25 protein-coding genes are annotated in these 22282 nt (G+C 64.0%); 11 read left to right on the top strand and 14 right to left on the bottom strand.

What is annotated here, in order from left to right:
* Positions 1-38: 38 nt before the first annotated feature.
* Positions 39-1400, top strand: a complete 1362-nt coding sequence (locus SM755_RS11845) for an AMP-binding protein (RefSeq protein ID WP_323172836.1) — start codon at positions 39-41, stop codon at positions 1398-1400.
* Positions 1401-1417: 17 nt separating this feature from the next.
* On the opposite strand, the gene SM755_RS11850 is transcribed toward SM755_RS11845, so the two are convergent.
* Positions 1418-1927 carry an HPP family protein gene (locus SM755_RS11850; RefSeq protein WP_323172837.1) on the bottom strand — a complete coding sequence of 170 codons (510 nt, stop codon included), beginning with the start codon at positions 1925-1927 and terminating at the stop codon, positions 1418-1420.
* A gap of 107 nt (positions 1928-2034) precedes the next feature.
* Positions 2035-2472, bottom strand: a complete 438-nt coding sequence (locus SM755_RS11855) for a universal stress protein (protein ID WP_323172838.1) — start codon at positions 2470-2472, stop codon at positions 2035-2037.
* Between the two features lie 179 nt (positions 2473-2651).
* Here SM755_RS11855 and SM755_RS11860 point away from each other — a divergent pair, with 179 nt between their 5' ends.
* Entirely contained in the window at positions 2652-3056 is a 405-nt protein-coding gene (locus tag SM755_RS11860) for a hypothetical protein (RefSeq protein WP_323172839.1), read from the top strand.
* A 4-nt stretch (positions 3057-3060) separates the two neighbouring features.
* Positions 3061-3288, top strand: coding sequence for a helix-turn-helix transcriptional regulator (locus SM755_RS11865; protein ID WP_006665195.1), 228 nt, complete (start codon positions 3061-3063; stop codon positions 3286-3288).
* A 118-nt stretch (positions 3289-3406) separates the two neighbouring features.
* On the opposite strand, the gene SM755_RS11870 is transcribed toward SM755_RS11865, so the two are convergent.
* The 3 genes from SM755_RS11870 to SM755_RS11880 form a co-directional block, all read right to left on the bottom strand.
* Positions 3407-4567 (bottom strand): hypothetical protein, encoded by a 1161-nt coding sequence (locus tag SM755_RS11870; protein WP_323172840.1) that lies wholly within the window; start codon positions 4565-4567, stop codon positions 3407-3409.
* Between the two features lie 9 nt (positions 4568-4576).
* Positions 4577-4990 (bottom strand): phosphoribosyl-AMP cyclohydrolase, encoded by a 414-nt coding sequence (gene hisI, locus SM755_RS11875; RefSeq protein ID WP_323172841.1) that lies wholly within the window; start codon positions 4988-4990, stop codon positions 4577-4579.
* Positions 4991-5116: 126 nt separating this feature from the next.
* Positions 5117-5287, bottom strand: a complete 171-nt coding sequence (locus SM755_RS11880; protein WP_323172842.1) for a hypothetical protein — start codon at positions 5285-5287, stop codon at positions 5117-5119.
* Positions 5288-5740: 453 nt separating this feature from the next.
* Between SM755_RS11880 and SM755_RS11885 the strand changes: the two genes are divergently transcribed.
* Positions 5741-6679, top strand: coding sequence for a hypothetical protein (locus SM755_RS11885; RefSeq protein ID WP_323172843.1), 939 nt, complete (start codon positions 5741-5743; stop codon positions 6677-6679).
* A 164-nt stretch (positions 6680-6843) separates the two neighbouring features.
* On the opposite strand, the gene serA is transcribed toward SM755_RS11885, so the two are convergent.
* Positions 6844-8430 carry a phosphoglycerate dehydrogenase gene (gene serA / locus SM755_RS11890; RefSeq protein WP_323172844.1) on the bottom strand — a complete coding sequence of 529 codons (1587 nt, stop codon included), beginning with the start codon at positions 8428-8430 and terminating at the stop codon, positions 6844-6846.
* Between the two features lie 240 nt (positions 8431-8670).
* Between serA and serB the strand changes: the two genes are divergently transcribed.
* Together serB and SM755_RS11900 are read left to right on the top strand one after the other, a co-directional pair.
* Positions 8671-9315, top strand: a complete 645-nt coding sequence (serB, locus tag SM755_RS11895) for a phosphoserine phosphatase SerB (RefSeq protein WP_323172845.1) — start codon at positions 8671-8673, stop codon at positions 9313-9315.
* 96 nt (positions 9316-9411) lie between these two features.
* On the top strand, positions 9412-9801 hold the full coding sequence (locus tag SM755_RS11900; protein WP_323172846.1) for a hypothetical protein: 390 nt from the start codon (positions 9412-9414) through the stop codon (positions 9799-9801).
* Positions 9802-9917: 116 nt separating this feature from the next.
* Here SM755_RS11900 and SM755_RS11905 read toward each other — a convergent pair whose 3' ends face one another.
* Positions 9918-10949: a hypothetical protein gene (locus tag SM755_RS11905; protein ID WP_323172847.1), complete on the bottom strand. Its 1032-nt coding sequence runs from the start codon at positions 10947-10949 to the stop codon at positions 9918-9920.
* A gap of 185 nt (positions 10950-11134) precedes the next feature.
* On the opposite strand from SM755_RS11905, the gene SM755_RS11910 reads away from it, so the two are divergent.
* Positions 11135-11314 carry a hypothetical protein gene (locus SM755_RS11910; RefSeq protein ID WP_323172848.1) on the top strand — a complete coding sequence of 60 codons (180 nt, stop codon included), beginning with the start codon at positions 11135-11137 and terminating at the stop codon, positions 11312-11314.
* 162 nt (positions 11315-11476) lie between these two features.
* Here the strand turns inward: SM755_RS11910 and metX are convergent, their stop codons facing one another.
* From metX to SM755_RS11925, 3 genes are all read right to left on the bottom strand, one after another.
* A complete protein-coding gene (metX, locus tag SM755_RS11915; RefSeq protein ID WP_323172849.1) occupies positions 11477-12739 on the bottom strand; it encodes a homoserine O-acetyltransferase in 1263 nt (420 codons plus the stop codon).
* On the bottom strand, positions 12736-14076 hold the full coding sequence (locus tag SM755_RS11920) for an O-acetylhomoserine aminocarboxypropyltransferase/cysteine synthase family protein (protein ID WP_323172850.1): 1341 nt from the start codon (positions 14074-14076) through the stop codon (positions 12736-12738). The genes metX and SM755_RS11920 overlap by 4 nt, the downstream gene beginning before the upstream one ends.
* Positions 14077-14210: 134 nt before the next feature.
* On the bottom strand, positions 14211-14879 hold the full coding sequence (locus SM755_RS11925; RefSeq protein ID WP_323172851.1) for a DUF6517 family protein: 669 nt from the start codon (positions 14877-14879) through the stop codon (positions 14211-14213).
* A 171-nt stretch (positions 14880-15050) separates the two neighbouring features.
* Between SM755_RS11925 and SM755_RS11930 the strand changes: the two genes are divergently transcribed.
* Both SM755_RS11930 and SM755_RS11935 read left to right on the top strand, forming a co-directional pair.
* Positions 15051-16292 (top strand): MFS transporter, encoded by a 1242-nt coding sequence (locus SM755_RS11930; protein ID WP_323172852.1) that lies wholly within the window; start codon positions 15051-15053, stop codon positions 16290-16292.
* A 93-nt stretch (positions 16293-16385) separates the two neighbouring features.
* Entirely contained in the window at positions 16386-16802 is a 417-nt protein-coding gene (locus SM755_RS11935) for a universal stress protein (RefSeq protein WP_323172853.1), read from the top strand.
* A gap of 25 nt (positions 16803-16827) precedes the next feature.
* Here the strand turns inward: SM755_RS11935 and SM755_RS11940 are convergent, their stop codons facing one another.
* The 4 genes from SM755_RS11940 to SM755_RS11955 form a co-directional block, all read right to left on the bottom strand.
* Positions 16828-17607, bottom strand: coding sequence for an SDR family oxidoreductase (locus SM755_RS11940; RefSeq protein ID WP_323172854.1), 780 nt, complete (start codon positions 17605-17607; stop codon positions 16828-16830).
* A 154-nt stretch (positions 17608-17761) separates the two neighbouring features.
* Entirely contained in the window at positions 17762-18295 is a 534-nt protein-coding gene (locus tag SM755_RS11945) for a hypothetical protein (protein ID WP_323172855.1), read from the bottom strand.
* A 114-nt stretch (positions 18296-18409) separates the two neighbouring features.
* Positions 18410-19087: a dienelactone hydrolase family protein gene (locus tag SM755_RS11950; protein WP_323172856.1), complete on the bottom strand. Its 678-nt coding sequence runs from the start codon at positions 19085-19087 to the stop codon at positions 18410-18412.
* Positions 19084-19719 carry a VOC family protein gene (locus tag SM755_RS11955; RefSeq protein WP_323172857.1) on the bottom strand — a complete coding sequence of 212 codons (636 nt, stop codon included), beginning with the start codon at positions 19717-19719 and terminating at the stop codon, positions 19084-19086. Before SM755_RS11955 ends, SM755_RS11950 begins: the two co-directional genes overlap by 4 nt.
* A gap of 312 nt (positions 19720-20031) precedes the next feature.
* On the opposite strand from SM755_RS11955, the gene SM755_RS11960 reads away from it, so the two are divergent.
* Together SM755_RS11960 and SM755_RS11965 are read left to right on the top strand one after the other, a co-directional pair.
* Positions 20032-20520, top strand: coding sequence for a hypothetical protein (locus tag SM755_RS11960; RefSeq protein ID WP_323172858.1), 489 nt, complete (start codon positions 20032-20034; stop codon positions 20518-20520).
* A gap of 569 nt (positions 20521-21089) precedes the next feature.
* Positions 21090-21293: a hypothetical protein gene (locus tag SM755_RS11965; RefSeq protein WP_323172859.1), complete on the top strand. Its 204-nt coding sequence runs from the start codon at positions 21090-21092 to the stop codon at positions 21291-21293.
* The last annotated feature ends 989 nt before the right edge of the window (positions 21294-22282 follow it).

Genomic DNA, 22282 nt, shown 5'->3' on the forward strand with positions numbered 1-22282 from the left:
CCTTTCGTATTACGGCTGCGAGCGTCGTTCGTGCTCCCGTGACCCTTTCGCTTTCGCGACGGGCCGAACGCTTTCCCGACCGAACGGCCGTCGTCGACATCTCGGAAGAACGGCTGTACGCGCCCGCCGAGACGATCAGCGAGGAGCGGCTCACCTACGGCGATCTCTCGACGCTCGCCGACTGGGCGGGTGCCCGGCTCTCGGGGCTCGATATCGACCCCGGCGATACCGTCTGTCTGGTCTCGCGCAACCGCGTGCTCTCGCTCGCGCTCCTCTTTGCCTGCCGCCGACTCGGCGCGACGCTCGCCCCGATCTCACACCTCCTGACGCCGGTGACCGTGGAACGCCCCTTCGACGCGATCGATCCCGAACTCGTCGTCGCCGAGCCGGCTCAGCGCGATCTGGTCCGCTCGATTCCGTTCGATCAGTCGGTGACGCTAGAAGAACTGACGACCGTCTCCCCCGAGGCGGACTGGCGGGACGAATCCGACGCGTCGAACCCGCTGTTGTGCTTGCACGGTGACGGCGGCCAGCCGGTTGCCGGGTTCTCCGCGCGGACGCTCGAGTGGAACTGCATCACGGCGCTCGTGACCTGGGGGATCACGCAGGACGACGTAGCACCGCTCGTCGCGCCGCTGTCGACGCCGGACGGGCTGTTTCGGCTCGCGCTTCCCCTCCTCTATGCCGGCGGTCAACTGCTGCTCGATCGGGCGTTCGATCCCGGCGACGCGCTGACGGCGATCGCAGCCGAGAACGCGACGCTGCTGGCGGGACGCACGCCGGCGCTCCGGGATCTCGCGGCCGAACCGGCGTTCGACGACGCGATCGGATCGATCGAGCGGGTGATCGCGGATGCGACGGTCGAAGACGACGTTCTCGAGCCCTACCGCGAGGTCTCCGGTGCGATTTCCGGAACTGAGAACGGGAATGGAAACGGGAACGGAAACAAAAGTGAGCGCAGGAACACGAACGCGAATGGGATCGCCGTTTCCCGGGCCTACGGTCGCCTCGAATGTCCGACCGTTCTCGCGCAGTCGGTCGAGCGCAACCGGGAGACGCCAGACGGCGAGCGAGCGGACGCCCAGTCCGTCCCAGGCGCGGTTGGCCGACCGGTGCTCGACTGCCGCGTGCGACTGGTCGGCGACGGCGACGCCGAACTCGAGGGAGCGGGGACCGGCCGGTTGCAGGTGACGGGACCGATCGTCGCCGACGAACGCGCGCCGCCCGTCGGTAGCGAAAGTAAGGCGGATACGAGAGCGGAGACGGAACGGGAGCACGAGACAGTAGAATCCGACGCGACCGATGCGGACTCATCAGCCGCCGGTCGGTTCGTCGACGGTTGGTTCGACACCGGCCACCTGTTCGCCCGCGACGAGGACGGACGCTACGTCCGACGCTGAACGCGGGGAGTGCGTCCTCACGATCGGAGCCGCTTTTCGTATCGCGCACCCGCGCGCTCGGTCGCGAGGAGGAGTTGGTGTGCGGCGACGAGGACGACGACGGTGAGCGCGATCAGCACCCCCTCGAAGACGGTCGAGAGGAGACCGAGCGAAACGATCAGCGTCGTCGCGCACGCGGGCGGATGGCGGGTATCGGTCGCGAGCATCCCGCCCGACGTGAGCATTGTCGCGAGGACGGCGCTCCCTGCGAGGCGAAGTCCCTCGATCGACCCCGGCGGCGGCGAACTCGTCATCGAGACGCCGGTCGCGAGCAGGTGATACGCCAGTAATCCGGCGGCGACGCCGATCGCGTGCCCGCCGATCACCCGCCGCGGCGAGGTTGCGTCGCTGTCCTGAAAGAGCGCGAGGACGAACGCCGACGGACCGAGACTCGGGAACAGCATCGGCAGCCCGGACAGCCACGCGATCATGGCAGTCGTCAGGATTAGCAGGCCGGTGTGTAGCGTTGTCCCCGCCCTGTCGTCCATACGTCTCGATTGGGACGTGCCGTGGAAAACCCCGCTGGTTTCCACCGATCCGTCATCTCAGATCGTCACTCGTCCGTTCGTCACCCGCCAGACTCGCAGCCCTTCGCTTACTCCCCTCGCGGAACGATCGTCACCGGAACCGTCGAGCGTCGGGCGACCCCCTCCGCGATACTCCCGAGCAACATCCGGGAAACGCCCGACCGCCCCTCGCTTCCCATGACGATCTGATCGACGCCCTCCTCGCGAGCGAACTCGAGGATCGCTGCTGCCGACGTCCCCTCGACGACGGCCGTTTCGACGCTCCGGTCGTATTCCGCGGCCATCGATCGGACAGTCGCAAAGAACTCGGGCTCGAACTCGTCGCTCTCGTCGCCCTCGTTGACGGCGGCAGTGGCGGCCGACGGCTCGCCAGCGTACCCGGCCTCGAGTTCATCGACGGCATGCAAAACCGTGATTTCGTCGTGGGGGAATATCGAGAGCGCATGCTCGAGGGCCGCACGAGATGGTTCGGAGTCATCCATGGGAACGAGCAGGTGGCGAGTCATGGCCGACGTTATGCGACCGACGGTGAAAACTCCGTGCTCGGCCGTCGATTCTGCCCACCTTCGGTGGTATCGACCGGGTCGATCCGGTATCAGATATCCGACCAGTGGATAGTTTCATAAGGGTGTAAAACATCCTTTACTGTAAAGGGAGCTTTCCACCGCTCCCGTCGAGACCACCCATGACCGCACTCCCAACTTCCGAGTTCAGTTCCCGGACGTACCGCCGCGCCTCGAACGCGAGTTACGTCGTCGGCATCGCCGCGCTCCTCCTCGGTCTCGCCGTCGGCGAGGCGCTGATCGGCACTGTCGTCTACGTCGCCGCGTTTGCCGTCGGCGTCACGATCCCGCGAGCGTCACCGCAGCCGGTCTACGACGAACGCGACGAGGCGCTGGCCGCTCGCACGAGCGACCTCGTCCTGACGGCGATCGGATTCGGCGGCTTCGCCGTCTTCGTCTCGCTGTGGACGCTCGAACTCCTCGGGCGGTTCACCTGGAGTTCGGAGCTCCTCTCCGTCTTCTGGGCGTGGTGTGCGTTCTGGCTGCTCTGGGGCGGTACGTACACGTACGTCCGGTTCCGAGCGTAACAGTATGCAAAACGACCTTCGGACCCGCCGCGAACGGGCCGACCTGAGCCAGGGTGACCTCGCCGCGGCCGTCGACGTCACCCGACAGACGATCAACGCGATCGAACGCGAGCGCTACGACCCCTCGCTCGAACTCGCGTTCGAACTCGCCGCGTACTTCGACTGCCCGATCGAGGACATTTTCGAGCCAGGTGAACTCGCGGCGGAAAACGGGACGAGTCCTGACGACTGATCGATGCTCGATGCTCACTTCTCGCTTCTCGCTTCTCGATGATCGATCTCCGATACTCACTATTCACTAAGCGAGACGCGCGTTTCAAACCCCGTCACAGCCACAGTCTCGAACCGCGTTATACCGGATCGTCGACCTCGAGTGCGGCTTCGAGTGCGGCCTGCTCCTCTCGTAGCGCCTCGAGTTCAGCGTCGAGTGCGCCGCTTGCGAGTTGCTCGCGCTCGTCGGGCGTGAGCCGGACGACCGCCTGAGCGGCCGTCTGGAGGCGGTCGTACTCGTCCTCGAAGGTGCACTCGCGGACCGCTCGGAGTTGATCGACTGTCTCCTCGTCGGCGACGCGGGCGACGAACGGGCGATACTCCCGGACTCGGCGTCGGAGCGCGCCGGCGGGACCGGGCGGCCACTCGACGGTCAGCGGCTCGGCGTCGATTCCGTCGAGATAGGTCTGCTGGGTCGCAACCCGGCGTTTGAGTACGTCCGCGCTCTCGACGTAGTGCTCGAGTTTCGACCGTGAGTAGTCGGCGAACTCGAGCAGCTCCGGAATCGTGTCCTCGCCGTCAGCGCTCGCTTCGACGTACTCGCGCAGGTCTGCGGGCGGCTGTCTGAACTCGACGAAGGGGTACCACTGGCTTCGTTCGAGAAGGGTGAAGACATCGCGAGCCGATGTCTCGTGTAGATACGCCGAGAACGCCTCGCGGACCGCCTCGTTGTAGTGCTCGATCGGGTCTCGCAACCGCTCGACCGGGGCATCGAGATCGGCGGTCCCGAGTTCGACGAGTCGTTCGCGCTCGCCGATCTCGTCGTCGAGTTCGCGGCGGCGCTTGGCGGCGACGGTTCGGGCGTCGTCGAGGGCCTCGCGGGCGGCTTCGCGTTCGTCGAGCAGGTCGGCGTACTGGGCGGCGGGTTCGAGGGCGTCGCGTGCGCGTTCGAAGTCGCTTTCGCTGAGGCGGCGTTTGTCGATCGCGTCGAGTGCGTCGTCGAACGCCGCGCGCGCTTTCAGGTCGTCGGGGAGGCTTTCGACCAGCGTCGAGAATTGGCCCTCGAGTTCGACGTAGGCCTGGAAGTTCTCGCGGCCGGTGCCGGTGGCTCGGTCGACGTACTCGGTCAGGAGGTCGTCCGCGTTGCGGTAGGCTTCGGCGGCCTCGGCGACGGCGTCGCTGCCGTGGTCTTCGATGCGCCGATTTGCCTGCTCGAGCCGTTCTCTGGCCGCTTCGAGCGCTTCGAGGGGCGTGGGTGTCTCGTCGCCGTCGTCGGCGGCGGGGTGGACGCGTTCGCTCATTCGTCCGTGTTAGCCCTCGGTTTCGGTCGTTTCCTCCCCGTCTGCGTCCGCGTCGTAGACGGCATCCGGATCGAACACCCGCTCGCCGACGACATCGCCCTCGATGGTCCGGTAGAAACACGAGCGGTAGCCGGTGTGGCACGCGCCGCCGTCCTGCTCGACCAGATAGAGGAGGGTATCGGCGTCGCAGTCGACGCGTACCTCCCGGACAGTCTGGACGTGACCGCTCGTTGCCCCTTTCTCCCAGAGTTCGTCTCGGCTGCGCGAGTAGTAGTGTGCGCGGCCGGTTTCCCGCGTGCGATCGAGTGCTTCCTGGGAGACGTACGCGAGCATGAGTACGTCGCCCGTTTCGGCGTCCTGTGCGACGGCGGGAACGAGTCCGTCGTCGTCGAACTCGACCGCGACGTCGGCATCGTCGTTCATAAGTGATGGATTGGCCGTTGGGGCGATAGGTCTTTTGCCGCTACCGATCGCACATCGCGCACGCGGGCACTGGATACCCGAACCTGTTCGGTACCGACTGGCTGTGGATACTGCGGATGCGACCGGCTACTCGAACTCGAGACCGGCGGGCGGAAACTGACAGCCACAGGGGGTCGAAACGGCCTTGGAGGGGCTGTGAACTGTTACGTGGGTGATCGACCCGCCGCACACCGGACAGGCAGACAGTGAAAGGACGTTCGGCCGCTCACCGTCATCGGGTGGATCGCGATCACCCATTGGACTCACCTCGATCCTTCGCAGCTGTTGGCCGTATTTCTCTTATTCTTGTCAGATTCAAACCCGGCGGATGCCACTGATTCTCCCGCATATTCGTCAATCTGTCGGGACGTTTATATCCCGGTAGAATGAACCAGGTCATGGCTTCGAAGTGGTGCAAACTTGGAAGCCACGTCTCGGGTGGGCCTAGCACCCGGGACATTTCAGCTTGCGCGGTTGTCCCCACTCAGGAGTGTGGCTTCCGGTCTAATTGTTGATCTATAGTGGCTTATACCTACTGTTACCCGCTCGGAACGCCGCTCGTCGTGGACTGCGCCCGATGTGCGGTCCGCGTTCGCACCCTTCCAGCGCCTGCAGCGCTACGAGACACCTTAACATTACGGACGTTCTCACGCGGATAGACAGTCACGAGTCATTATCCGTCTGCCCGTGATTGACGCCTACCAGATAGACATGGCATCTTCAACGGTCACGCGCCGCGGCGTCATTGGGCTTCTCGCAGTCGGACTGGCGGGCTGTATGGGCAGCAACGACTCCAAGGATACCGGGAACGGCAATCAAGATGACGGGAACAGTACTGACGGCAACGGCGAACAGGACGGCCTCGACCGGGACATCCCGGACCGCGATATCGACGCTAATTGGGACGAGGCCGCCGCCTTCCGAACGTGGCTGACCGACGCAGACCCGTTCAACGGCGGTAACCGACGCTTCGACTACACCGAGTCGTTCCCCGAAGACACCGATTTCTCCTCCATCTTCCCGGAGTACTTCGGCGTCTCCGCCGACACCGTCGATGCACACCTGATCCAGTCGCTCACGCAGGTCTTCTTCGGCTCGTTCGACAAGCAGGCCATCGTCGACGGCGTCGAGGACGACGACGAATACGAGTTCGTCGAGGAGTACGCGGACTTCGCCGTCATCGACGGTGCGATTCCGAACTCGTCGGGACGGCGCGACATCGCGGTGAGCAACGAGACCATCGTCGTCGGGCCGGATTACGAGGAGCGGATCGACGCCCACAACGGCGAGCACGACCGCCTCGAAGACGTCGACCAGGAGTTCACCCACCTCTTCAGACAACTTCCACACGAGACGACCGTTACCGGCGAATACAACGCTCCGGCGGGCGATGCGGTCACGCTCGACGAAATATACATCTGGGGCGTCTCCAGCGAGACGCCGATGGCGGATACCATGACCTGGGTCTTCATCCTCGAACCGGGAACCGACCTGACCGACGAGGTCGTGGCTGAACTTGAGGAGATTACGAGCGAGGTTCACGAGAGCAGCGTCGAGGGGCGGACGGTGACGATCACGGGGTCGGCACCGGAGCCGCCGGAGCCGCCGGAGCAGTCGCCGTCGGCGGAGCAGGAGCAGAATCAGGAATAGGACCAGGAAACGCAGTCAGAATAACGTTCAACGGTCGCCGGAGCAGCGATTCGAATACAAACGCCGGCTATCGAGTGTAACGCGGCTTAGATCTGGCCGTTCAGCGTCAGGCTCAGATCTGGCCGTTCAGCGTCAGGCTCAGATCTGGCCGTTCAGCGTCAGGCTCAGTTCTGGCCGTTCAGCGTAATGTAGTCGACGCCGATGATCCGCTCGTCCTCGTTGAGTTCATCCTTCGCCGCGTCGGGAACCTGGCTGTCGACGTTGTACACCGTCAGCGCCTCGCTGCCGTGGGCTTCGCGGGCGTTGAACATGCCGGCGATGTTGACGCCGTGTTTGCCCATGACGGAGCCGATCAGGCCGATGACGCCCGGTTCGTCCGTGTTACGCGTGACGACCATCTTCCCGTGGGGAATGGCGTCGACCCGGTAGCCGTCGACGCGGACGATCCGCGGGTCGTCGCCGGCGAAGAGCGTTCCGTCGACGGAAATCTCGTCCTCGTCGTTGCCGACCGTCACGGAGATCAAACTCTGGAAGTCCGCGGCCTGGTGGGTCTTCGATTCAGTCACGTCGACGCCGCGATCCTCGGCGATCTGGGGCGCGTTAACCGCGTTGACCTGCCACTCGAGTGGCTCGAAGACGCCCTTCAATGCCGACGCCGTGACGAACTCGATGTCCTCGTCGGTGATCTCGCCTTCGTAGGTGACTTCGACGGTTTCGATGCGGCCGTCGAGCAACTGGGCGGCGACCTTGCCGGCGGTCTCGGCGATTTCGATGTACGGTTCGACGCGGGGGAACGCGCTCTCGTCGATCGAGGGCGCGTTGAGTGCGTTCGAAACCGGCTCCTCAGAGAGGGCTGCGTTGACCTGTTCGGCCGTCGAGGTCGCGACGTTCTCCTGGGCAGCCTCGGTCGACGCACCCAGGTGGGGCGTGACGATAACGTCGTCGTGTTCGAGCAGCGGCGACTCGGCGGGCAGCGGTTCCGCCGCGAACACGTCAAGCGCTGCTCCGGCGAGCGTTCCGTCTTCGACCTTCGCGGCGAGTGCGTCCTCCTGGATGATGCCGCCGCGGCCGACGTTGATGACGTAGCCGTCTTCGAGGAGGTCGAGTTCAGCCTCGCCGATCATGCCTTCGGTTTCGGGGGTCAGCGGCGTGTGGATGGTGAGGAAGTCGGCGCGTGCGAGGCAGTCGTCGAACTCGACGAGTTCGGCGCCGAGACGGTCGGCGCGTTCCTCGGAGATGTAGGGGTCGAAGGCGACGATGTCCATGCCGAGCGAGTCGAGTTTTTTGGCGACTTCCTGGCCGACGCGGCCGAGGCCGACGACGCCGAGGGTTTTGCCGTCGAGTTCGGCCCCGAGATACTCGCTTTTTGCCCACTCGCCGTCCTTGAGGCGGATGTGGGCCTGGGGGATCGAGCGGGCGGCGGCGAAGGTCATGGCGACGGTGTGCTCTGCGGCGGCGCGAACGTTGCCTTCCGGTGCGTTGGCGACGATGACGCCGTGGTCGGTTGCGGCGTCGATGTCGATGTTGTCGACGCCGATGCCGGCGCGGCCGACGATAACCAGGTCGTCGGCGGCTTCGAGTACTTCTTCGGTGACCTCCGTCCCGGAGCGAACGATGAGTCCGTTGGCGTCCGAGACCGCTTCGAGAAGGGCCTCGCCCTCGAGTTCGTAGCCCGTTTCGACCTCGTGGCCGGCGTCTCTGAGTACGTCAAGACCCGCGTCCGCGATGGGGTCCGTGACGAGCACGTTCATGCGCGAGACAATCGGGCGGAGCAGGTAAACCCTTCCGTTGTCGACACGGGTGGCAAAAACTACCGTGTCAGCGGTGGTGGCGGTGTTCGCGACGTTCGTGAGGGGTTCCCGTTCGACCGGTTCTCGACTGGTTCTCGACCAAGACGAGCGAACAGAGCGGCCGGTCGAACCAGTCAGGATCCCGTCGAAACCTGCCCGAAACCTGAACTGGTTTATCCGACCGGCCACAATCGGCGGGCAATGACAGTCGTCGCTTTCGACTTCGACGGGACGCTCTCGGATTCGGAGATGACGGTGCTCCTCGGCGAGCGCCGGAGCGTCGCCGACGAGATGGCCCAGATCACGGATCGCGCGATGAACGACGAAATCGGGTACGCGACGAGCCTCCGCGAGCGGGCGGCCCTGCTCGAAGGGCTGCCGGAGGCCGACGCGACCGCCGCCTTCGATCAGGTCGAACTCCGACCGGGGGCGGCCGATCTCATCGAGACGCTGAACGAGGCCGGCGTGACGACGGCGATTCTCACCGGCGGCTTCGAACGCGGCGTCGCGGCCGCACTGGAGCGCGAGGGCGTAACCGTCGATCACATCGTCTCGAATCGCTTGCCGATAACCGAGGCCGAACTCACCGGCGAGGTCGACGGTCCGCTGATCGAGGGCACCAAAGACGATGCGCTCGCTGAACTCGCGGAGACGGTCGGCGTCTCGCTTGCGGACACCGTTGCAGTCGGCGACGGCGCGAACGACTTACCGATGCTTGAGGCTGCGTCGCTCGCGATCGGATTCGAGCCGAAACCGGCCGTTGAACCGCACTGTGATGTTGTCGTCTCCTCGATGGCGGCCGTCGAAGAGACGCTGGTTTCGGAGGGCGTTCTCGACCGTTCCTAGTTCGGATCTGGTACCTCGATTCAGCACGAATGTCGGTTGTAACTGCTTATTTCCCGACCGAGAGAGTTTTAACTCACAATCGAGTAAGCGTGTTTGATGATGTGGCAAGACTTCGTCTTCATGATCGGAAGCGGCCTCTCTATCGTCTTTCTCGGGCCGACGCTGTTGAACCCGAGTTCACGAGTGCCGCTCGGAACGAGCATTCCGTCGATGACGATCGGATACGTCTATTCGGCGACGTTCCTGACGCTCGGGATGACGTTCTCGGCGATGGGGTCGTTCACGGCGGGAACGATGTGGGCCCTGATCACGATGATTCGATCGCCGCCTGCACGGCAGTTCATGCGAGCGACCGGCCTCGACCTACTCGGTAGCGACTTGCGACGGTGGGCGGCACGACGACGGCCGAGTTACAGCGTCGTCGATCAGTACGCACAGGCCAATCCGGGACACGAACAGCACGGACAACGTAACGCAGCCGATTAAGGGTAATTTGCAGGCCGGTGCTGTTCGGTAATCGCTGCTTTCACGTTCGATAGCAGCGGGAACGGTACTGCTCTTTCTTTCTTTCTTTTCTGTTTTCCCTTCTCGCTCGAACTGACTTACAGGTCGTTCGATTCGATTAACTCGACGAGTTCGTCGATGTCGTTCCAGTACGAGATGTCGACGGTCGTGCCGTCCTGTTCGACCTCGATCTCGCGGAGGGTGTCCTTGAGATCGTCGTTCGTCGTGGAGCCGCTGAACATCGAGATCGCGCCGTCGATCACGTCTTTCACGTCGAGTGCGTCGTCCTCGCTGTCGGCGTGGATTCCCATCTCGATGCCGGCCTCGCCGCCGTCCGTGTCGTAGACGCCGGTGATGACGCTGACGTTCTGGAAGGCGCTGACATCGACGTTGGGGGTCATCGGATCGTTTTCCGGAACCGATCCGTCGGGAAGCGACATCGCCAGGGTCACGTGCCCGTCCCGCGTCTCGTCGTAGGCCTCCCGCACGTCGCCGGAGACCGGGTCTGCATCGCCGTATTCGACCTCGAGCGCTCCGCGAACGGGTGCTTCTGGTCCGAAGACGAACCGGCCGTCACCGAGGTCGCCGACGTACTGCGGCGCTCCGTACTCGGGGTCTTCAGCCGGTTCGTAGAGGACGCTCTCGCCCTCGAACTCGGTCTGCTCGTACTCCGTCTCGTCTTCCTCCTCGATCGCACTGATGACGGCATCGGTTTCCCAGTCACTGTAGACAATGATGCCGCCGCTTTCGTCGACGGGACCCTCGTCGGTGTTTGCGAACAGCAGGAACTGATTCGCCTCGCGGATGTCGAGTCCCGTTTCGTTCTCGAACTCGCTGACGACGTCTCCCTGGTCGTCGACCGCCTCCTCGTCTTCCACGGAGGCGAACGCGTCGACCAGTTGCTGGTTGTCCTCGTCGCTCAACACGTCCGCGTCCACGTGCAAGAGCATGTTGCTGTCCGCAGGCGCGTGCTCGGCGGGTTCGCCGTCACTACCGCCGAGGACGCCGAGACAGCCGGCCGTCAGCACGAGCACGGCAACTACGCCAAAGAGGGCGAGCCGTTTCGATAGTAACCGTCTGCGCTTCTTACTACCGTTTCCGCGGTCGCTCCGCGATCCGCTGTTAGTCATGTACGAATACACCAGCGAACGTGATATATAAAAAAGCCTAGTTTCGATCCGTCTGTCCGGGCTCCTGTCGCGTGTGCCCTCGAACGGCATTCGACGGTACCGTCTCCTCGCTAGAACGGACCCTCGACGCATAGGTGGTTATGAAAGTATAAACACATATTAGTTCGGCACGCATACCGGAACGTATGGCAGCAGAGACCGAGGAACTTCCCAGCGATTGCTCTCCGGACCGCAGTCTCGGTAGTACGCTCGTGTATCCGGCCGGGGTACTCGGCGCGTTCTTCTTCCTCTTGCAGGGACAGATTCTCCTCTTCGTTGCGGCGATTATCGTCACGTACGTGCTCGCACTTCGTCTTTCGACGTGAGCAGTCGTTGGACTGTCGACTCGGTTTGAACTCATCCATGCATCGCTTTCGCCGCTCTCCATCGTTCGGACACGCCCACAAACCCTGACAGTCCGCACGACCGATCTCCCGGACGAGTTCATCGACCTCATGACCGCAGCGACCGAGCGCAGCGGTTGGGAATCACTGCGAAAACAGACTCGTGTGAACGGGGGCGAACGTTTCGGACGGAGCCGACGAGTTCGACTCGGCGGTGTCCGTAATCGGTCGCCCCGAGAGCCCGTCAGCCAGGAGCGCCGACAGCGGCGGCCCGACCGTTTCGGGTTCGACGAGGAAGGCGTCGTGGCCGTGGTCGGATTCGATGACGTGGTGTGCGACATCGAGAGCGGCCTCGCGAGCCGATTCGGCGAGCGCTTCGGCCTGGTCGACGGTGAAGTGCCAGTCGGCGGTAAACGACAGGAGCAGCAGTTCGCCCTCGAAGGCGGCGAGCGCGGCCGTATCGGACTCGTAGCCCGTCGAGAGGTCGAAATCGTCCATCGCGCGTGTAAGGTAGAGATAGCTGTTCGCGTCGAAGCGGTCGACGAACTTCTCGGCCTGGTAGTCCAGGTAGGATTCGACCTCGCGGTAGGGAAAGAACGCGGCCGCCGGGTCCGGCGGCTCCTCGCGAACCGTTTCGCGGCCGGCCGAGCGCCGACCGAACTTCTGCGCCATCGACGCCTTCGAGAGGTACATGATGTGTCCGAGCTGGCGCGCCCTGGCGAGGCCGTCCTCGGGTCCGGTACCACCGTCACCGTCGGACTCGCCCGACGAGCCGCCGTTCGCTTCGGTCTCGGCAGCCTCGTAGTAGTGGCCGCCGTTCCAGTCGGGATCGCTCGTGATCGCCCGTCGCGCGACCGTATCGATCGCGAGACACTGCGCGTCGAGTCGTCCCGCCGTCGCGACGGCGGCCGCCCGGCCAACGTCGTCCGGATACCGCCGGAGCCAGTCCAACACGTTCATCCCGCCGACGCTGCCGCCGATAACGGCGTGGAGGCGACCGACGCCGAGTTCGTCGAGCAGTCGGCGCTGGGCGCGGGTCCAGTCGCCGACCGTCACCGGCGGGAAGTCGGTGCCGTAGGGCTCGCCCGTTTCGGGGTTCGTGCTCGCGGGGCCGGTCGTTCCGTAGCACGAGCCCGGCACGTTCGCACAGACGACGTAGTACTCGGTCGTGTCGATCGCCTTTCCGGGGCCGACCACGTCGCCCCACCAGGCCCGCGCCTGCCCCGCGGTCTCGTCGCCGGCGTCCGGCCGGCGCGCGACGTGGGCGCTCCCGGTCAGCGCGTGGCAGATGAGCACCGCATTGTCGCCGGTGAACTCGCCGTAGGTCTCGTAAGCCACCTCGAGTTCGGGAATCGACTCGCCGGATTCGAAGGTGAACTCGCCGAGGTCGATGGTGTCTCTCGTCATGTGTGCGGGTGCCCTCCCGTCGGTGTTCGCGTCGCGGTTTCGATGGCCTGGTCGAGATCCGCGAGAATGTCTTCGGGGGCTTCGATGCCGACGGACATGCGGACGAGGTCGGGTGTCACGCCGGCTTCTTCCTGTTCGTCGGGGGTGAGCTGGCCGTGGGTCGTGCTGGCGGGGTGGATCACGAGCGTCTTCGCGTCACCGATGTTGGCGAGGAAGCCGGCGAGTTCGACGTTCTCGCAGAAGGTCTTGCCACCGTCGTAGCCGGTTTCGAGGCCGAACGCGACCATGCCGCCGTAGTCGGCCAGATAGTTTGTGGCGTTGTCGTGGGTCGGGTGTGACTCCAGACCAGGGTGGGTGACCCAGGCCACGTCGTCGTGGTCGTCGAGGTACTCGGCGACGATAGCGGCGTTCTCGCAGTGTTTCTCCACCCGAAGCGGCAGGGATTCGAGCCCTTGGAGGGTCTGCCAGGCGTCGAACGGCGACTGCTGGTTGCCGAGGCTGCGCAGCGATCGGAACCGGGCCGCGGCGGCGAAGGGAGCCTCGGGGAAGTCCCGCGAGAAGTCGACGTCGTGGTAGGCGTGGTTTTGCCCGGCGATTTCGTCGTAGCCGTGCTCACCCCAGGGAAACGTTCCGCCATCGACGAGGACCCCGCCGACCGTCGTTCCCGAGCCGTGGAGCCACTTCGTCGTGGACTCCCAGACCACGTCCGCGCCATGTTCGAGCGGCCGGCACAGCGCCGGCGTGGCGAAGGTGTTGTCGACGACCAGCGGCACGCCGTTGTCGTGGGCGATCGCGGCGACGCGTTCGAAGTCGGGCGTGACGAGCGAGGGGTTTCCGATCGTTTCGACGTGGACGAAGGCGGTGTCCTCGTCGATCGCGTCCACGTAGGCGTCGTATTCGAGCGTCGGGACGAATCGCGGTTCGATGTCCCGTCGCGTCGCCGTCTTCGAAAAGTAGGCCGTCGTGCCGCCGTAGGTATCGGTCGAACAGACCACGTTATCGCCCGCCTCGGCGAGGATCAGCGTGGCCGAGTCGAGCGCGGCCATGCCGCTGCCCGTCGCGACCGCACCAGCGCCGCCCTCGAGCGAGGCGAGTCGCTCTTCGAGGGTCTCGACCGTTGGATTGCTGATCCGCGAGTAGATGTAGCCGTCGTCCGCCAGGGCGTAGCGCTCGGCCGCCGTGTCCGCGTCGGGGAAGGTGTAGGATGTCGTCTGGTAGATCGGCGGCGCTCGCGCACCCGTCTCCGGATCCGCCTCCTGCCCGGCGTGGACGCTTCGCGTACCGAATCCGTCCGCACTGAACTCGGCGTCAGTCCCGTCGCTCGCGTCGTCACTCATGTTTAGTATGCATACTACTCCATCCACATATGCGTCGCAGTAACGGCAAAATCCGCTGTCCGTGCTGACACATCGCACGCAGTCGCCGCCTCTCGCTTCGCCGCGAGACGAGTTCACCGTGGGCCGCGCCTTCGCTAGTCGCCCTCCGCGTCGTGTTCGAGGCCCTCGAACATCGTTTCGACCGCGCCCGATTCCGTTTCAAATCCGAGCGCCTGCGGATAGACGGCGATGCAGATCACGAAGTCCTCGCCGTGTTCGACCGGTTCGGACACCTGCAGGAACACGTCGACCGTCGTCCCGGCGTCGATCAGGCGCGCCTCCGCCACGTACCGATCGACGGTCGTCTCGGATCCGAGTATCGAGAGGGTCGTCTCGTCTTCGAACTCGACGGACTCGAGCCCGTCGTACCGGTTCTGGATCATGGTGACGAGTTCGGCCGTCGAGAGGTCGCCGACGGGGTTGAACGTTCGCCCGAGGACGGATACCTGCGGCGTGGTAAGCACCGCAGTAACTGCTGCTTGCGCGCGCGTCAGGCCGAGACTGTCGAGGGCGATTGCGCGGTCGTACTCGGCGTACCAGTTGGTCGCTTCGATCGTCCGCTCGATACCGAACCGGCCGACCGTCCGTTCGACGACGAGTTCTTCGACGGTGTGTTCTTCGTAGCCGGTTTCCGCTCGTGCGTCCGCGGAGACGGTCGCCGGCCCCGCCGACAGCGTTCCTTCGAGTCGCCCGGAGCACCCGGCCAGGGCCGCTGTTGCGGTCACCCCACCCATTGCCAGCAAGTGTCGACGCGTGTATGTCATCATTCACGAGGTGTCGTGGATCAGTGAAAAGCCGTCGATATGGCTCGTAACGGGACAGTTCAGTGACAGTCATTCGGTTCGGGGACGTCGTGCAGGACCGCTTCTGGTCGACTCGGCGCTCTACGCGGCGAAACGGACGGCTTCATAGGGCCGTAGTCCGAAGGGGCCAGCGTGCACTCGAGTGATCGTGACCGACTGGTGCTCGCGGGTGTCGTCTTCGCCGTGTTGTTCTCCCAACTGTTGCTCTACCCCGGCATCGGCACGCTCGTCTCCGTGCTAGGCGCGGAGACGACGGGTTCGGGACTTACCGCGACGACGCTCGACGCGAGCATGTGGTTTCTCGTCTCCGAGTTCGCCGCCTACGTCGCGTTCGTCGGCGTCTGGGGAGCGATAAGCGACGTGACCGGCCGGCGAACGCCCCTCATCGTCGCGAGCGCGCTCGCCGGGGCCGTCGGCTATGCCGTCCTCGCGGCGGTTCCCGCGATCGGCTCGATCCCCTTCGGCGGCGTCCTCCTCTTGCGCGTCTTTCAGGGCGCGATGACGATCGGCGCGTTCTCGCTCACGATGACCATGCTGATGGACCTGGAGGGCGGCCACGGACGCAACATGGGTGCGGCCGGCATCGCCATCGGCCTCGGGGCCGCCCTCGGCGCGCCGATCGGCGGCCAACTCACCGAACTCGATCCGATCGCGCCGTTGCTTGTCGCGGCCGGCCTGCTCGTCTGCGTCGGCGCGCTCGTCTCTCGACTCGCCGATCGAACGCCCGAAACGAGCCGGAGCGCGCGGGCACTGCTCGAGGGTGTCCGCCGGCGACCGACGCTGTCGATCCCCTACGCGTTCGGCTTCATCGATCGGATGACGGCGGGCTTTTTCGCCCTCGTGGGAACGCTTTACTTCCAGGACGCGTTCGATCTCGACGCCGGGACGACCGGCCTCTTGCTCGCGTGTTTCTTCGCGCCGTTCGCCCTGCTCCAGTATCCGATGGGGTCGCTCTCGGATCGCATCGGCCGAACGATCCCGATCGTCGCCGGGTCGGCGTGCTACGGGCTCGGTATCCTCGGGGTCGGCGTCGCCCCGTCGGTACGCACCGCCGCCGTGGCGATGGTCGTTGTCGGCATCCTCGGCGCGCTGGTCTCCCCGGCGACCATGGCGCTCGTGACCGACCTTGCGGTAGAACGCGAACGCGGTCTCGCGATGGCCGGATTCAATCTTGCCGGCAGCCTCGGCTTCCTCGGCGGCTTTCTCGTCGGCGGTACCGTCGCCAGCACCTACAGCTACGGCCTGGCGTTTCTCGTCGTCGGCGGCCTCGAAATCGCCATCGCGATCGTCACGATTCCGATCTTCGTCCGGCTCTCGCTCGGGTCCGATCCGGCCATGGACGGCAGCACCGGACGCGAGACCGGCAATCGATAATCCGCGTTGTTCCGCCCTCGGACTCCACCGTCTCCGTGCACCCGTGACGACAGCCGTTTTTATACGCTCCCGGCACGATACGAACGAATACCGATGACAATCCTCGTCGCCTACGACGGCTCGGCCCCGGCACAGCAGGCCGCGGAGTACGCATTTACCACCCACGCGGACGACGAGATCATCCTGTTGCGCGTCGTCGAAGCCGCGGACGGCTCGACCGGCGCGAGCATCAACTACGCTCAGGACCTCCTCAAGGAAGAAGAAGACACCGCGGCCGACACGCTCCGCGACGAGGCGACTGAACTCGCAAACAGCGAGAACGTCCAGTTCACGACGGAAACTGTCGTGGGACGGCCGGATCGTGAGATCGTCGCGTTCGCAGAGGAGAACGATGTCGATCAGATCGTCGTCGGCAGTCACGGGCGCTCCGGCGTCTCTCGGGTGCTCCTCGGCAGCGTTGCGGAACGCGTCGCCCGTCGGGCCCCGATGCCGGTGACGATCGTTCGGTAGTCGCCCCCTGACGGGCACAGCCGACTCACTGCGTGTTCGTCATCCCGCCGTCGACGACGAGCGATTCGCCGTTGATGTACGACGAGAGGTCGCTCGCGAGATACAGCGCCGCGTCTGCCACGTCTTCGGGCTGGCCCGCCCGTCGTGAGGGAATCGTCTCGAGGTATCCCGACTCCGCTTCGGTTCCGAAGATTTCGACATCGTCGGTCGTCATCGTCGTCTCGATCAGCCCGGGATGGATCGCGTTCACGCGAACGCCTTCCGGACCCAACTTCGCCGCCATCGCGTAGGTCAGCAGGCGAATCGCCCCCTTCGTCCCGCAGTAAGTGACGAAATCGCCAGCCCCCTCGAGCCCGGCGATCGACGAGAGGTTGATGATGCGGCCGCCGTCCGCCTCGACCATCCGATTCGCCGCCGCCTGCGCCCCGAAGTAGACCCCCTTGACGTTGATGTCCATCATCTGATCGAAGTCGTCCTCGCCGACCTCCAGGAACTCCTCCCCGTGGAAGATCCCGGCGTTGTTCACCATCACGGTCACGCCGCCGAACTCGTCGGCCGCGCCGACGGCGTTCTCGAGGTCGCCGACGTTCGTCACGTCGCACTCGACGAACGTCGCGCCGGCGTCCGTTTCCTCCTCGATTAACTCGTGCGTCGGTGTGCCGCCCTCGCGCGGCGAGTCTCGAATATCCGCGACGACGACATCCGATCCCTCCGTCGCGAACTGACGCGCGATCGCACGTCCGTTGCCGCTCGATCCGCCGGTTACGATCGTTACGTCGTCTTCGAGCATCTGTGACTGTGCCATAGCCGACCGTCGTACCACACCAGTCTGCTAAGTAGTGTCCATCAGTCACCCCGCCAATAGGTCCTCACATTCGAACCGTCACCGGCCCCGAACTCCGGCCCCACCCACGCTCGTATTCGCACTCACGCGAACGCGAACGCACACGCTCACACCATTACCGGTCCGGATCGATAACCTCGATCTCACCCCGCTGGATCACCGGCTGATGCTCGCAGATATAGGTCGTCATCTCCGCCGTCGCTTCGACGGTGAGACTTGCCGTCTCTCCCCGGTCAGCCACGACACCCGTCGCGAGTTCATTCACGACCTCCTCGGCCGCGTCGTATATCGCGAGGTTGTGCTTGACGTTATCCTGATTTTCGCAGGTGAACTCGTACTCCCGACCCTCGAGGAGCACGAGCGTCGGATTCTCGACGCGGTCGATGTGTGCGGGTTCGACGCCGACCCACCCGCCGACGAAAGCGTCGAGTCGGATCGTCGAGACGGACGCCCAGGTATCGGGATCGGTGTCGTTCGTCGTCGTTTCCGCCACGTCGACGACCGGCTCCGACTCGTCGGTCCCGGCGTCGGTCTCGGCGTCGCCCGTCGAGTTATTCCCCCATCCGAGACAGCCGGCACTGACCGCTCCCACGACCGCCGGACCAGCGCGTGCCACGAACGCGCGCCGTCCCGATCGGTTCGAGGCCATTAGCTGGTGCTAGCACGGAGAGCAGCATAAGCCCCAGTCCGCGTCAACCAGAACGTCGTCGCTGCTAACGGATACAACGGGCGCTGCACTCGAAACTGGGCCGGCGACGAAACCTTACTGCGACGCCGAGACGAGTTCAGCGACCAGCTCCGCGACGGTCTCGAGTTCGTCCTCGTTGACCCCGTGGCCCATCCCCTCGTAGATGCGCTCGGTGACGTCCGCGTTCAACGCCTCGAGAACGCGCGCCGTCTCGTGGACCCGGCCCTCAGGAATGTGCGGGTCGACGTCGCTACAGCCGAGGAAGGCGGGCGTTCCGTCGAGGTCGCCGTCGGTGTCCGTATAGTCCTCGGCCTCGATTTCGTCGCCGATGAGGCCGCCGCTCAGCGCCGCCAGTCCGCCGTACCGTCGGGGGTTGCGCGCGACGAACTCGCTCGCGAGACAGGCCCCTTGCGAGAAGCCAAGCACCAGGACGCGCTCGGTCGGAATCCCGGCGTCGGTCGCCGTCTCGATCGCATCCCGGATCGCCCGCAGCCCCGAGGACCGGCCCGGTTCGTTCGACTCGACGGGGGCCAGGAAGGAGTTCGGATACCACTCGTTGCGCTCGGCCTGCGGTGCGAGGAGGGCGACGCCCTCGCGGTGGACTTCCCGCCCCATCTGGACGATGCTCCGGGCGGTCGCACCCCGTCCGTGAACCAGGATCACCGCGGCCGTGGCGTCCCCGAGTTCGGTGCCGGCCGTGACGAGTGGCTGGTCCTGGTGGGGACCGTCGATACCGCCGTTCGCGTCGCTCATTCCAGACCACCGACGCCCGCGCTCGCGTCGGGCAAGTCGTTCTCGACGACCTCGAGTCCCAGTTCCTCGATCGCTCCGCGGAGGTGTTCGTCCTTGGCGTACTCGGCACCGTCGGCCTCGCGCAGCTCCTGGGCTTTCGCCAGCACCTCGCCGCGGCGGTCGTTCGGAATCTCGTACTTGTCCGCCGAGAGTTCGATGACGAGCCCGTTGTTGTCCGTCGTGTAGATCGAGTGGAAAATACCCCGGTCGAAGACGTTGTACTGGTGGCCGGCGTCCTCGAGCGCCCGCATCGTCTCCTCGTACTCGTCGGGGTCGACGCTGAAACAGAGGTGGTGGACGGCTCCGACGCCGCCGCGCTGCCCGCGCCGGTTCGACGGCCGGTCGTCGCTGACGAAGAACGTCAGAATCCGCCCGTCGCCCGTATCGAAGAACAGGTGCGTCTGCGAGGGATCGTCGAGGTTCGGCTGGCGAAGCACCAGCGGCATTCCCAGCAGGTCGCGATAGAACTCGATCGTGTCCTCGGCGTTGCTCCCCCAGATCGTGATGTGGTCGGTCCCCTGCATGTGGACCGGGCTGTCAGGGCGCTCCGGCGTTACCGGCACCGAACTCGATGATGTCGTCTCGTCGCTCATGTGGTTACACTATGTTACCGCGACGTATGAAGCCTGCAGAGACGCGGGACCAACCACGTGACATCCGTGTTACTAGACCCGCCCGGACAGTGCTGCCACCGAGACCGCACGAACAGCTCCCTCCTGAACCCGACAGCGAGGAGTTCGCCCGGCGCAGGAACGCCCCGCCGGTCACTACGCTGCCCTGTACTCTCATCGTCGCCGTTTATGCAGTTCCGACGTGTACCAGCGGCGGGGTCCTCCCGATCGGCGAGTAGTTGTGAACTCGTGCGATCGAGACCGACGCAGTACCGGGCAACCGGCGAGGCAACTATGTCAAACCCAGGCCACCACTCCGTCTCGCGACGATCGGTCGTGCAAACCGGGTCGCTTCTCCTCGGTGCGCTCGCCTCCGGATCGATCGGGGCTACGCGCGTCTCGGCGCAATCCGGGTCCAGTTCTGAATCGGAACCCGAAGCCGAACCTGAATCCGAGGCCGAACCAGACTTCCAGGCTCGACTCTACGGAAACGACTTCTATCCCGCTGCGCGCTTTCGCGTGGTCTCTTCCTCCCTCGAATACAAACCCGCCGTTTCGGTTCAGGAAGGCGAGACGTTTCTGGGAGACCTCTACTGGAGCGATTACGATACACGCCTCATTCGCTACGAGAACACGCAGGAACGAGTGCTCTTCTTTCCGCCGTTCGAGGCCGATCTCGACCAGGAGACGACGTACCGAACCGACCGGATACAGTCGACGGACGAACTCGCCGACGGCATCGTCCGCATCGGTTTTCACCGAGACTCGTCGTCCGCCGCGTGACCGGCGATTTGCGCTGCGATTGCGCTCCGGCGACGCGCGGATCGAACGAACTGAACTCGCAGAAGCAGCGGCATGCGTACGCTGAGCAACGGAATTGATCAGATACGTTCTCCGTACTGTCGACGGACCGGTGGACCGCTCGCTCCCGCGCTCATAGCCGTCTCAGTTAACACCGCGGATCGGCGTTCTCGCGAGCGAGAGTCGCCTGCCGCAACCTCGTTGCCGGTCGAAATCCGAACACTGGTGTGAATGAAACGGAATATTCGAAGTGATGCCACCACTCGATAGCCGCCAGACGGGGCTCAAACTAACGATCTTTGGACTTCACTTTACACTTCTCGGGTTTGCCGTCGAACCCGGTTTTCCCTTCTTCGCGGCTGGGCTTGCAGTCTCTGTAGCCGGGTTTGCGTTCGATTGACAGCGGTACCCGGCTGCCAAACGGCCATTAGACCTCGCGTTCAGCTCTCGAGCGGAGTGTCGCCTCCCACACCGAACCACTGATGTTTGTTTCCGTCGTTGACGTTGTAGTTATCGTAATAGTGATGGCAATCGGACAGAATGCCGGACGTATGGCCACCGATCAGCGTTCTCATATTCGACAGGTAGTGATCAGTATCCTTCTCGTCTGTACAGCAATCGGTATTTTCGGCGGCGGGCAGGAAGCGGACAGCGGAATCGTTGTCACGTGGTTCTGGATGGGAATCGGCTTGGCCGTGACGTATCTTCTCTACAGGGTGGTTGTTGTGCTCCAGCGGTTCGAGGCTGGCCGCTAGTCGCTCTCCTCTCTCCACCGGTGTATTCGTGCCGTGGCTTCGATCGTTTGGTGAACTCGTTGTTTGTCGTTGATGGACCACCAGGTCGGCGCTGATTTTCGGCGTCGTACAACCGAGGCCAAAACTGAACGATGGTCGGTGTACCGATTCTCACTTCAGTCCCCATTGGAATCGCAATTCCCAGAGCAAGGAACGCAATTGTAGCCGTTACTACTGACGCAAGTGGTCGGTGCTGTGACCCAGTCCGCCCCGCCATCGTCGGCGTGGGAGTTCGTGCTCGTCGATCACCGACTGGTTTCAGTTTATCGGTGACAGCAGTGCAGAGAGACAAAATCCGGCCGCTGAAGCTATCAGATGTGAGAATTCGAGATTTCTATTGAAAACCCACAGGATGCGAGTTCATTTGTTGTCCGAGGAGACAATATCGATGAGACAACGCTCGATTCGAACTCTGCTGGCGAATCGGATACGTTCTATTATAACCCGGATTCCGCTGAACAATCTGAGATTAGTAATAACGCCAACGTTCACGAGATTAGTGAGCAAGAAGGTGAATTGACCGTCGTGGCGCAGGATGGAAGTGCAGAGAGTCAAATTGCAACGGCGAGTTGGGACTTCAGCTAACACAAATGACGATGGATAGTCCGAAATATCGAGCCAAACTGATCGGCAACGAAGAGGAGCGCGTCGCCTCGCCCGTTATTGGTGTCATTCTCATGGTTACAATAATAGTGATTATTTCAACAATGTGGCTGAAATCGAGTTAGACGTGAACGCTGCGGGCGAATCAGCGACGTTGTCTAATAGTACGTCTAACTTCAGCGGGTTCTCTACTGACGGTTCCACCTCCGATTACACGCTGGATTCGGCTGGTGAATTCACTGTCGTAGCACAAGACGGGAGCGCAGAAAGCCAGGCCTCTACTGGGAGTTGGGACTTCAGCTAATCCACTCTCCGTATTTATCGGTCGTAATTCAATTCCACGCGTT

This window comes from Natrialba sp. PRR66 (assembly GCF_034808065.1).
Classification (GTDB): Archaea; Halobacteriota; Halobacteria; order Halobacteriales; family Natrialbaceae; genus Natrialba; species Natrialba aegyptia.

What these genes read in the sequence shown, in the direction of transcription:
- SM755_RS11850 (WP_323172837.1), bottom strand. Translation starts at nt 1,927, where the DNA reads ATGGACGACAGGGCGGGGACAACGCTACACACCGGCCTGCTAATCCTG.
- SM755_RS11910 (WP_323172848.1), top strand. Translation starts at nt 11,135, where the DNA reads ATGGCAGCAGAGACCGAGGAACTTCCCAGCGATTGCTCTCCGGACCGC.
- SM755_RS11855 (WP_323172838.1), bottom strand. Translation starts at nt 2,472, where the DNA reads ATGACTCGCCACCTGCTCGTTCCCATGGATGACTCCGAACCATCTCGT.
- SM755_RS11885 (WP_323172843.1), top strand. Translation starts at nt 5,741, where the DNA reads ATGGCATCTTCAACGGTCACGCGCCGCGGCGTCATTGGGCTTCTCGCA.
- serB (WP_323172845.1), top strand. Translation starts at nt 8,671, where the DNA reads ATGACAGTCGTCGCTTTCGACTTCGACGGGACGCTCTCGGATTCGGAG.
- SM755_RS11940 (WP_323172854.1), bottom strand. Translation starts at nt 17,607, where the DNA reads ATGGCACAGTCACAGATGCTCGAAGACGACGTAACGATCGTAACCGGC.
- SM755_RS11935 (WP_323172853.1), top strand. Translation starts at nt 16,386, where the DNA reads ATGACAATCCTCGTCGCCTACGACGGCTCGGCCCCGGCACAGCAGGCC.
- SM755_RS11920 (WP_323172850.1), bottom strand. Translation starts at nt 14,076, where the DNA reads ATGAGTGACGACGCGAGCGACGGGACTGACGCCGAGTTCAGTGCGGAC.
- SM755_RS11905 (WP_323172847.1), bottom strand. Translation starts at nt 10,949, where the DNA reads ATGACTAACAGCGGATCGCGGAGCGACCGCGGAAACGGTAGTAAGAAG.
- SM755_RS11950 (WP_323172856.1), bottom strand. Translation starts at nt 19,087, where the DNA reads ATGAGCGACGCGAACGGCGGTATCGACGGTCCCCACCAGGACCAGCCA.
- SM755_RS11870 (WP_323172840.1), bottom strand. Translation starts at nt 4,567, where the DNA reads ATGAGCGAACGCGTCCACCCCGCCGCCGACGACGGCGACGAGACACCC.
- metX (WP_323172849.1), bottom strand. Translation starts at nt 12,739, where the DNA reads ATGACGAGAGACACCATCGACCTCGGCGAGTTCACCTTCGAATCCGGC.
- hisI (WP_323172841.1), bottom strand. Translation starts at nt 4,990, where the DNA reads ATGAACGACGATGCCGACGTCGCGGTCGAGTTCGACGACGACGGACTC.
- SM755_RS11860 (WP_323172839.1), top strand. Translation starts at nt 2,652, where the DNA reads ATGACCGCACTCCCAACTTCCGAGTTCAGTTCCCGGACGTACCGCCGC.
- SM755_RS11925 (WP_323172851.1), bottom strand. Translation starts at nt 14,879, where the DNA reads ATGACATACACGCGTCGACACTTGCTGGCAATGGGTGGGGTGACCGCA.
- SM755_RS11900 (WP_323172846.1), top strand. Translation starts at nt 9,412, where the DNA reads ATGATGTGGCAAGACTTCGTCTTCATGATCGGAAGCGGCCTCTCTATC.
- SM755_RS11955 (WP_323172857.1), bottom strand. Translation starts at nt 19,719, where the DNA reads ATGAGCGACGAGACGACATCATCGAGTTCGGTGCCGGTAACGCCGGAG.
- serA (WP_323172844.1), bottom strand. Translation starts at nt 8,430, where the DNA reads ATGAACGTGCTCGTCACGGACCCCATCGCGGACGCGGGTCTTGACGTA.
- SM755_RS11965 (WP_323172859.1), top strand. Translation starts at nt 21,090, where the DNA reads ATGGCCACCGATCAGCGTTCTCATATTCGACAGGTAGTGATCAGTATC.
- SM755_RS11865 (WP_006665195.1), top strand. Translation starts at nt 3,061, where the DNA reads ATGCAAAACGACCTTCGGACCCGCCGCGAACGGGCCGACCTGAGCCAG.
- SM755_RS11945 (WP_323172855.1), bottom strand. Translation starts at nt 18,295, where the DNA reads ATGGCCTCGAACCGATCGGGACGGCGCGCGTTCGTGGCACGCGCTGGT.
- SM755_RS11960 (WP_323172858.1), top strand. Translation starts at nt 20,032, where the DNA reads ATGTCAAACCCAGGCCACCACTCCGTCTCGCGACGATCGGTCGTGCAA.
- SM755_RS11880 (WP_323172842.1), bottom strand. Translation starts at nt 5,287, where the DNA reads ATGGGTGATCGCGATCCACCCGATGACGGTGAGCGGCCGAACGTCCTT.